General features: G+C 71.4%; 11 protein-coding genes, 1 pseudogene and 1 riboswitch. Of the genes and pseudogenes, 9 read left to right on the plus strand and 3 right to left on the minus strand.

Going from position 1 to position 8774, the window contains the following annotated elements:
* Together C1J01_RS43085 and C1J01_RS43090 are read left to right on the plus strand one after the other, a co-directional pair.
* A partial coding sequence (locus C1J01_RS43085; protein WP_220040402.1) for a sensor histidine kinase occupies positions 1-852 on the plus strand: 852 nt, incomplete at its 5' end.
* Complete coding sequence (locus tag C1J01_RS43090) at positions 849-1502, plus strand: response regulator (RefSeq protein ID WP_111184812.1); 654 nt, start codon at positions 849-851, stop codon at positions 1500-1502. The genes C1J01_RS43085 and C1J01_RS43090, both read left to right, overlap by 4 nt.
* A 6-nt stretch (positions 1503-1508) precedes the next feature.
* On the opposite strand, the gene C1J01_RS50600 is transcribed toward C1J01_RS43090, so the two are convergent.
* Together C1J01_RS50600 and C1J01_RS52825 are read right to left on the minus strand one after the other, a co-directional pair.
* Positions 1509-1781, minus strand: coding sequence for an SDR family oxidoreductase (locus C1J01_RS50600; protein WP_181449283.1), 273 nt, complete (start codon positions 1779-1781; stop codon positions 1509-1511).
* Between the two features lie 11 nt (positions 1782-1792).
* Positions 1793-1939: pseudogene (locus tag C1J01_RS52825) on the minus strand (SDR family NAD(P)-dependent oxidoreductase); the annotation flags it as partial.
* A 113-nt stretch (positions 1940-2052) separates the two neighbouring features.
* Between C1J01_RS52825 and C1J01_RS43105 the strand changes: the two are divergent.
* The 4 genes from C1J01_RS43105 (at position 2053) to C1J01_RS43115 (ending at position 5541) form a co-directional block, all read left to right on the plus strand.
* Positions 2053-2550, plus strand: a complete 498-nt coding sequence (locus C1J01_RS43105) for a helix-turn-helix transcriptional regulator (RefSeq protein WP_111184814.1) — start codon at positions 2053-2055, stop codon at positions 2548-2550.
* Positions 2534-2836 carry a class I SAM-dependent methyltransferase gene (locus C1J01_RS49375; protein WP_146615937.1) on the plus strand — a complete coding sequence of 101 codons (303 nt, stop codon included), beginning with the start codon at positions 2534-2536 and terminating at the stop codon, positions 2834-2836. Before C1J01_RS43105 ends, C1J01_RS49375 begins: the two co-directional genes overlap by 17 nt.
* Before the next feature lie 233 nt (positions 2837-3069).
* The gene (locus C1J01_RS43110) at positions 3070-3414 is read left to right on the plus strand and encodes a hypothetical protein (protein ID WP_111184815.1); all 345 of its coding nucleotides are present in this window, start codon (positions 3070-3072) and stop codon (positions 3412-3414) included.
* Between the two features lie 3 nt (positions 3415-3417).
* Positions 3418-5541 (plus strand): carbon starvation CstA family protein, encoded by a 2124-nt coding sequence (locus C1J01_RS43115; RefSeq protein ID WP_111184816.1) that lies wholly within the window; start codon positions 3418-3420, stop codon positions 5539-5541.
* A gap of 3 nt (positions 5542-5544) precedes the next feature.
* Here C1J01_RS43115 and C1J01_RS43120 read toward each other — a convergent pair whose 3' ends face one another.
* Positions 5545-6219: a TenA family protein gene (locus tag C1J01_RS43120; RefSeq protein ID WP_111184817.1), complete on the minus strand. Its 675-nt coding sequence runs from the start codon at positions 6217-6219 to the stop codon at positions 5545-5547.
* A riboswitch (TPP riboswitch) is annotated at positions 6207-6302 on the minus strand. It overlaps the preceding gene by 13 nt.
* Positions 6303-6523: 221 nt before the next feature.
* Here C1J01_RS43120 and C1J01_RS43125 point away from each other — a divergent pair.
* The 3 genes from C1J01_RS43125 to C1J01_RS43135 all read left to right on the plus strand — a co-directional run.
* The gene (locus C1J01_RS43125) at positions 6524-7441 is read left to right on the plus strand and encodes a pyridoxal-phosphate dependent enzyme (RefSeq protein WP_111184818.1); all 918 of its coding nucleotides are present in this window, start codon (positions 6524-6526) and stop codon (positions 7439-7441) included.
* Positions 7442-7464: 23 nt separating this feature from the next.
* Positions 7465-8397, plus strand: coding sequence for a fatty acid desaturase family protein (locus C1J01_RS43130; protein ID WP_111184819.1), 933 nt, complete (start codon positions 7465-7467; stop codon positions 8395-8397).
* Positions 8394-8774: AMP-binding protein (locus tag C1J01_RS43135; RefSeq protein WP_146615938.1), on the plus strand; the 381-nt coding region annotated here is incomplete at its 3' end. The genes C1J01_RS43130 and C1J01_RS43135, both read left to right, overlap by 4 nt.

Below are 8774 nucleotides of genomic sequence, written 5' to 3' on the forward strand. Positions count from 1 at the left end.
GGTGTGGCGGCGGGAGGGCTGGCGGTCGCCTGCGGCAGCGTGTTGTCCGGGTCCCCTCATGACGCCGTGCTGCTGATGAACTGCGCGGGCTGGCTCGCCGGCGTCGCCGCCGGTCTGGGGCCGAGGCTGCTGGCCGCCCGCCGCCGTGCCGCCGCCGAGCGCGTACGCCGTCACGAACGCCTGGAGCTGGCCAGGGAACTGCACGACGTCGTCGCCCACCACGTCACGAGTGTGGTGCTCCAGGCGCAGGCCGCTCGTGTGGTCGCCCGCCGCCACCCGGAGCGGGCGGCCGACTCCCTCGACGCCATCGAGACCGCCGGAGCGGACGCCCTCGCCGCGACCCGCCACGTGGTCGGCCTCCTCCGCGAACCCACCGCCGCCGGATTCGACGCCGGCGGTGCCGCGTCTTCCGGGTTCGATGCCGCTGAGGTTCACGGCGGTCCCGATGGCGGCGCGCTGTCCGCTGGTGGGTTGAGGCTGGCGGGGGTGCGTGGTCTGGTTGACCGGTATGTCGGGCCTCCGGTGCGGTTGTCGTTGCCCGCTGAGGAGCCGGGGTGGCCGCCCGTGGTGACCGGCACCGTTCACCGGATCGTCCAGGAGTCCCTGACGAACGTCGCCCGCCACGCCCCGGACGCCGCCTCCGTCACCGTCACCGTCCGTGACGCCGACGGCACGCTGATCGTGGAGATCACGAACGAGCCCGCCCAGGACCGCCCGCGCCGCGGCGGCGGCTACGGCCTGATCGGCATGCGCGAACGCGTCGAGTCCCTGGGCGGCACGCTGACGACCGGCCCAACCCCTGAGGGCGGCTGGTCCGTCAAGGCCACCCTCCCCACGGGACCCGCCCGATGAGCATCACGGTGTTGCTGGCGGATGACGAGCCGATCATCAGGGACTGTCTGCGCGTCATCCTGGAGGATCAGCCCGGCATCCGGGTGGTCGCGGAGGCGGGCGACGGCGCGGAGGCGGTCGCTCTCGCCCGCAGGTTGCGCCCGGACGTCTGCCTGGTGGACGTGCAGATGCCCGAGCTCGACGGCATCCAGGTCACCGCCGCCCTGGCGGGGCCGGAACTGCGTGATCCGCTGCGGGTCGTCGTGGTCACCACGTTCGACCTCGACGCGTACGTCTACGGCGCGCTGCGCGGCGGCGCGGTCGGTTTCATGCTGAAGGACGCCGGCCCCGACCTTCTCGTGGAGGCGGTCAGGGCCGCGCACGCCGGAGACGCCCTCATCTCGCCGCAGGTCACCCTCCGCCTGCTCCGCCACCTCACCGCCGAGGCCAAGCCGAAGGGCCGCGCTCCGGCCCGGCCGCTGTCCGAACGCGAGACCGAGGTCGCGCGGGCCGTGGCGAAAGGCAGGACGAACCAGGAGATCGGCGCGGAGCTCGGCATCTCGCTGAGCACCGTCAAGGGCCACGTGGCGGCCGTCCAGGCCAAGCTCGGCCTGCGCAACCGGGTGGAGATCGCCGCCTGGGCCTGGGAGTACGGCCTGGTGAGCGCCTGAGAGGCGTCACAGCTGCTTGGCCGGCATCAGGAGGATCTCCGGGAGGCTGACGTGGCGCGGCCGGCCGACGGCGAACGCGATGACCTCCGCCACGTCGTCGGCGGTGAGCGGGTCGATGCGCCGCTTCATCTCCTCGGTCCAGGCGACCCCCATCTCCGAGCCGGACAGCAGGTCGGTCAGGACCATCCCCGGCCGCAGGTCCACGCCGCCCAGTTCCACGGCCGCCTGCTGAGCGCCGGCTTCGACGGCGTCCGCGGCGAGATCGAGGGGGATCGGCACGGCGAAGCGTGCAGCGCGTCGAGCCGGTCCTGACGGCGGGCCACCAGGGCCACCCGCGCGCCCCGCGCCGCGAGCAGCCGGGCGGTGGCCGCGCCGATCCCGGAGGAGGCCCCGGTCACGACCGCGCGCCGACCGGCAAGAGGGGACTGAGAAGTCATCGCATTTCTCCAGGTTGAAGTGGGTTCGGGAGAGATGCTGCTGCACGCCGTAAGGCGGCAGGGAGGACTCCGCCGAGGGTGGTACTGGCAGGGTCACGCCTGCGCTGTCCGGGATGTCCAAGGTCACGGGGCCCCGCCGCGAGGAGGTGGCCCTGCTCGCCGGGGTGAGCGTGCCGTACTACGTGCGTCTGGAGCAGGGGCGCGCCGCCAACGTCTCCGACGAGGTCCTCGGCGCGATCGACTGGGAGGACAAGGCGCGCGAGACGGTGGCGTTCATGCGGCTCGACGCCGGCCGCCATCCCGGGGACAAGGAGCTCGCCACGCTGATCGGCGAGCTGTGGATGCGCAGCGCCGACTTCCGCCGCCTGTGGGCGGAGCACGACGTCAGGGAACGCTCGAACGGCGTGGTCCGCGTGGACCATCCGCTGGTCGGCGAGCTGGTCCTCGACTACCAGAGCCTGAAGGTGGGCGACGACCCTGACCAGGTGCTGGTCACGTACCTGGCCGAGCCCGGCTCACCCAGCGACGAGGGCCTGCGCTTCCTGTCCAGCTGGCACGGCGACCCCTCCGGCCCTGACCCTGACACGGTGGGCCTTGACCAGCGTCTATGACAGCGAGCGGCTGGCGGCGGGTTATGCCTTCGACCGTCCGCCGGTGCATCGGCGGATCCTCGAGTCGGTTCACCTGGGGCGTACGGCCCGGCGAGTCCTGGACGTCGGGTGCGGTGCCGGCGTGTCCACCGCCGCGCTCGCGCCGCCGGCCGAGCACATGATCGGGCTGGAGCCGCGCTTCCCGTCGCCGTCCGGATGGCGGCCGCTGACCGTACGGGAGTTGCTCTCTCCCGGACGGGGCTGCGCCTGCTCGACTGCGCCGACGTCGAGATTCCGGTGCCGATGACGTTCGGCGACTCCGACCGGCTGACCTGCTCCCAACGGGCGGGCATCCCTCCGCCCTCGGGTCGCTAAAAGCTGCTATATATCGAAAAAAGGGCATTTTTCGATATATAGCGCCGCAAAATACGCGAGGGTTGTGACGGCCATTCCTCGTTATCGCCGCAGAAGTGTTTCAGTGTCCACCACAGCGGGTAAAGCCGACGTGAATTCTGAGCTGCCTGTTTTCAGGAGCCACAGATGTCCCGTATCTCGCTCACACCGGCCGCCCGCGAGGCTCTGCGCGACGACGAAGTGGTGTTCTTCGACTGGCACGTGACCGGCCTCTGCTGCGCGGACGCGGGAGAGTTCTCGTTGCGGCCGCTGCGCCGGTCCCGGCTGCCCCGGCACGCGCGCCGCCTCGGGCCGGCCGATCTGGTGTACGCCCATCCGTTCGCCTGGGTGCATCTCGCCGAGCTCCCCGTCACGATCGACTGCCGTCCGCTGTGGCGCTGGCGGCGCTTCACCTCCGATCTGCCGCCGGACGCCGGACTGCGCTGCTGCCTGGGCCGCCCCCTGTATGGCCCCGCCTCACCTGGGAGGTAACCGTTGAAGCTGCGTTCCATCCTCATCTGGACGGCGGTCGCCATCGTCGGCGCCGTGGGCTGGGCGGTGCTCGCCCTGTCCAGAGGAGAGAACGTCAACGCGGTGTGGCTCCTGTGCGCCGCGCTCGGTTCGTACGCCATCGCCTACCGGTTCTACGCCCGCTTCATCGTCAAGAAGGTGCTGCGCGCCGACGACCGCAGAGCCACCCCGGCCGAGCGGCTCGACAACGGCGTCGACTACCAGCCGACCGACCGCCGCATCCTGTTCGGCCACCACTTCGCCGCCATCGCCGGCGCCGGGCCGCTGGTCGGGCCCGTGCTGGCCGCGCAGATGGGCTATCTGCCCGGCACCATCTGGATCATCGCGGGGGTGATCTTCGCCGGTGCCGTCCAGGACATGGTGGTGCTGTTCTTCTCGATGCGCCGCAACGGGCGCAGCCTCGGGCAGATGGCGCGCGAGGAGATCGGGCCGGTCGGCGGCGCGGCGGCGCTCATCGCGGTCTTCGCCATCATGATCATCCTGCTGGCCGTGCTGGCGCTGGTCGTGGTGAACGCGCTGGCGCAGTCGCCGTGGGGCGTCTTCTCGATCGCGATGACCATCCCGATCGCCCTGTTCATGGGCTTCTACCTGCGGATGATCCGGCCCGGCAAGGTCGTCGAGGCCAGCGTGATCGGCGTCGCGCTGCTGCTGCTGTCGATCGTGGCCGGCGGCTGGGTGCAGGAGTCGAGCTGGGCGCCGTTCTTCACGCTGAGCCCGTCGGCCATCGCGCTGTGGCTCATCGCGTACGGGTTCGTCGCCGCCGTGCTGCCCGTGTGGATGTTGCTCGCGCCGCGCGACTACCTGTCGACGTTCATGAAGATCGGCACGATCGTGCTGATCGCGATCGGCATCGCCGTCACCATGCCGGTGATGCAGACCCCCGCCTTCACCGACTTCGCCTTCACCGGTGACGGGCCGGTCTTCGCCGGGTCGTTGTTCCCGTTCGTGTTCATCACGATCGCCTGCGGCGCGCTGTCCGGGTTCCACTCGCTGATCTCGTCCGGCACGACGCCCAAGATGATCCAGAAGGAGAGCCAGGTCCGCCTGATCGGGTACGGCAGCATGCTCATGGAGTCGTTCGTGGCCATCATGGCCATCACGGCGGCCTGCGTGCTCACCCCTGGCCTCTACTTCGCGATGAACTCCCCGGCGGGCGTCGTCGGCACCACCGTGCAGAGCGCCGCCGAGGCCGTCACGAACATGGGCTTCGTCATCACGCCCGAGCAGTTGCAGGCGGCGGCGACGGCCGTGCAGGAGGAGACGCTGATCGCCCGGACGGGCGGCGCGCCGACGCTGGCGGTGGGCATCTCCCAGATCTTCTCCGGGTTCCTCGGGGGCCAGGCGCTGCAGGCGTTCTGGTACCACTTCGCGATCATGTTCGAGGCGCTGTTCATCCTCACCACCGTCGACGCCGGCACCCGTGTCGGGCGCTTCATGCTCCAGGACACCATCGGCAACCTGTGGAAGCCGATGGGCCGGGTGAGCTGGTGGCCGAGCGTCTACATCTCCAGCGCCGTCGTCGTCGCGGCCTGGGGTTACTTCCTCTACCAGGGCGTCAATGACCCGCTCGGCGGCATCAACCAGCTGTTCCCGCTGTTCGGCATCGCCAACCAACTGCTCGCCGCCGTGGCGCTCACCGTGGCCACCACCCTGCTGATCAAGAGCGGGCGGCTGAAGTGGGCCTGGGTCACGGCGGTGCCCCTGGCCTGGGACGTCGCCGTCACGCTGACGGCGAGCTGGCAGAAGGTCTTCTCCTCCGACCCGACGCTCGGCTTCTTCGCCCAGCGCGACCGCTACCAGGCCGCGCTCGACCAGGGGCAGTTGCTCGCGCCCGCCCGCACGGAGGGCGCGATGCGGCAGATCGTCATCAACTCCACCGTCGACGGCATCCTGGCGGCCCTGTTCGCCATCCTGATCATCATCGTGATCGTGGACGCCGTCCGGGTGTGGGTGAAGGCGATCAGGTCGCCGGAGCCGCTGCCGAGCACGGAGGAGCCGTTCCAGGAGTCGAAGATCCTCGCGCCGTCCGGCCTCATCCCCACCCGCGAGGAACGGGAGGCGATGGCCAGAGCCACGGCGGGGAGCTGAGCGTCAGGGCGCGAGCCACCGCTCGGTCGGCCAGGTCTCGCGCCTCCAGGCGCTGTCCCAGAACATCCACTCGTACGCCGCCGCCCGGCAGTACGCCCGCTCCATGGCCGCGCGGACGTCCGGCCCGGCGGCGGCGGCGAGCCGGTCGGCGATGGCCTTGGCCTGCTCCACGGAGGCCGCGAAGGCGGGGTCGGAGTAGGTGGAGATCCACTTCCCGTACGGGTGGCCGTCCAGGTCGCCGGCCCGGCCGAGCAGCGCCGTGCCGACGTCCTGGTAGATCCAGAAGCACGGCAGCACCGCCGCCGCGATCACCGGGTACGGCGCGGTGAGGGCGGTCGCCTGCAGGAACGACGCGTACGCCAGGCAGGTCGGCGACGTGGCGATGCCCGCGGCGTCGGCGCCCAGGTCGGCGATGTACCCGGCGTGCAACATGCGCTCGGCGGCCAGCGCGGTGTGCGCGCTCTGCGCGTAGAACGCGGCCTCGCCCGGATCGGTGGCGCGCGCCGACGCCGTGGCGAGGGTCTTGGAGAACGCCTCCAGGTAGCGGCCGTCCTGCACGATGTAGAACGCGAACCGGCCGGGGTCGAGCGTGCCGTCGCCGAGCGCGACGTTGAACGGGTGGTCGTGGACGGCTTTCATCAACTCGGCCGTGCGCTGCCACATGTCGTCGCAGAACATGACGTCCCTTCGCTAGTGCGAACTAGAGCAGGTTCGACGGGTGTGATCTCAGCCCGGCAGCCCGGGCACCCCGCGTCAACGCGCCGACTGTAACACGGGATCAGCCGGACATCTCGGGCGCCGGTCGTCCTGTGAGCCGTGGCCTGGCGGTTCATTCCAAGATCAAGCAATTACTGCTTGATCAACATGTAGGTTTCGGCTGCCGTTAACCCGGCCTGGTTGGGGTGCTTTGTAACGTTCGCTGCCGGTTGACCGTCTTCCGCCCGCGCGATCTTTCCGCACCACCCCCTGTCCGAGGAGACGCATGTCCACGGAAACCCTGACGTCCGGCGCGCCCATCGACGCGTACGGCACACCCCTGATCGACGCCGCGGGCCTCGTCCCCGGAGCCCGCGTCCTGATCAAGGACGAGACCCGGTACGCCTCCGGCAGCCACAAGGAGCCCGCCGCCCGGGCCGTGGTGGCCCGCGCCGCCACCCACGGGTACCGGCACGTGGTGGTCGCCACGTGCGGCAACTACGGCCGCGCGATGGCGATGGCGTGCCGCACCGCCGGCCTGGCCTGCACGGTCGTCCTGCCCGCGGGCTGGAGCGACGGCGGCGCCTGGATGCGCGGCGCCGGTGCCCACGTCCACCTGGTGCCCGGCAGCTACGAGGACGCCGTGGACGAGTCCCGCCGGGTGGCCGCGGACGAGGGCGCGGCCGACGGCAACGTGGACGGCCCGTACGCGGACGCGGTGTTCGAGGGCCACGGCGTGGTCGTCCCCGCGCTGCGGGAGGCTCTCGGCGAGCCGCCCGCGGCGCTGTGGCTTCCGGTGGGCAACGGCACCACGACGATCGCCGTCCACCGCCGGATGCGGGCCCTCGGCTGGTCGAGCGTGATCAACGGTGTGTGCTCCGCCGGCAACAACCCGGTGGTGACGAGCTGGCCCGGCGAGTACCGGATGTTGCCGCCGGACGCCGTCACGGCGTCGGACCACAACCAGCCGCTGGTCAACTGGCACGCCCTGCAGGGCGCCGAGGCCATGGCGGCCATCGCCGACACCGGCGGCGAGGTGTTCGGGGTCAACGACGAGCAGCTGATCGAGGCCAGGGCCGCGCTCGCCCCGTACGGCGCGGCCCCCACCGCGGCCGGGGCGGCGGCCCTGGCCGGGCTGCTCGCGCACGCCCGCTCGGCCGGCTCGCTGACCGGGACCCACGTCGTGCTGCTCAGCGGACGCTGACCGCTGCTGATTCGGGGGAAACGATGACTGCCCTGACCGGAGGCGGCCCCGCGCTGCTCTTCGCCCGCACCAAGGTGACCCGGGACGACCAGCGGGTCTTCGTCGCCAAGCTGGCCGCGCTGGCCGTGCTGACCGCCGTGGGCGTGGTGCTCGCGCTGCGGCCTGAGACTCCTCTGGCCGCCGTGGGCGTGGTGATCCTCGCCGCCATGTACACCCACGCCGTCGAGTTGCAACACCAGTGCCTGCACCACTCGGCGTTCCGCAGGCCCTGGCCGCACCGGCTGGCCGGCGTGCCGCTGGGCCTGCCCCTGATGGTGGTCTACAGCCACTACCGCCTGCGTCACCTGCAGCATCACCGTTATCTCGGCACGCCGCAGGACACCGAGTTCTTCGGCTTCGACACCCGGGCGCCGCTCACCGTGGCACACCTGGTGCGCGGGCTGCTGGACTACCCACGGCTCGCCTCGGTCCTGTGGGAGGTCGTGCTCGCCGCCACGGGCCGCTGGGCGTACGGGTTCGGCGCGGTCAGCCCGGCCATGCGCCGCCGCATCGTCGTGGACCATCTCATCCTGGGCGGGGCCGTCCTGGTCGCGCTCGGCGTCGCCGTGGCCGGGTACGGCGAGTACCCGCTGCGGCTGTGGGTGCTGCCCCTGCTGCTCGCCGTGCCGCTGCACTTCCTCGTGGAACTGCCCGAGCACGTCCTCTGCGACACCGACAGCACCGACGTGCTGCGGAACACGCGGTCGATCAGGGGGAGCCGGCTGAGCACCTGGTTCACCAACGGGAACAACCTGCACATCGAGCACCACGCCGCGATGAGCGTGCCGATCAACCGGCTGCCCGCCCGGCACGAGGAGACCCGGCGCCACGCCGTCCACGTGGAGCGTACGTACGGGGACTTCTACCGCACCCTCTGGGCGGCCCTTCGCCGGCCCGAACGGACTGGTGAGGCATGAGCGACATGCGCATCGCCGGCGCGGCGGGAGCGTCCCCTGCCTCGCCGGAGGTTCCCCCCTTCGACGTGCTCGCCGCCGTCGCCGAGCAGGCCCGCCGGACGCCCGGCGCGCCCGCTCTGATCGACGCGACGGGGCAGACCTCGTACGCGGAGCTGGTGGCGGAGGTGGACCGGCTGGCGGACGTACTGACCGCCTCCGGGGTCCGCTCCGGTGACCTGGTCGGCTTGTGCCTGCCGCGCGGGCGGGCGGCCGTGACGGCACTGCTCGCGGTGTTACGCGCCGGAGCCGGTTACGTTCCTCTCGACCCCGGATATCCGGCGGCCCGACTGGCACTGATGCTGGAAGACACCCGCCCCCGGCTCGTCCTGACGGACGCC

This window comes from Nonomuraea aridisoli (assembly GCF_003236395.1).
Lineage (GTDB): Bacteria > Actinomycetota > Actinomycetes > Streptosporangiales > Streptosporangiaceae > Nonomuraea > Nonomuraea aridisoli.

Bases quoted from the DNA above. Each gene is read 5' to 3' on its own strand.
- C1J01_RS43090 (WP_111184812.1), top strand. From the start codon at position 849: ATGAGCATCACGGTGTTGCTGGCGGATGACGAGCCGATCATCAGGGAC.
- C1J01_RS43105 (WP_111184814.1), top strand. From the start codon at position 2,053: ATGTCCAAGGTCACGGGGCCCCGCCGCGAGGAGGTGGCCCTGCTCGCC.
- C1J01_RS43110 (WP_111184815.1), top strand. From the start codon at position 3,070: ATGTCCCGTATCTCGCTCACACCGGCCGCCCGCGAGGCTCTGCGCGAC.
- C1J01_RS43120 (WP_111184817.1), bottom strand. From the start codon at position 6,219: ATGTTCTGCGACGACATGTGGCAGCGCACGGCCGAGTTGATGAAAGCC.
- C1J01_RS43125 (WP_111184818.1), top strand. From the start codon at position 6,524: ATGTCCACGGAAACCCTGACGTCCGGCGCGCCCATCGACGCGTACGGC.
- C1J01_RS43130 (WP_111184819.1), top strand. From the start codon at position 7,465: ATGACTGCCCTGACCGGAGGCGGCCCCGCGCTGCTCTTCGCCCGCACC.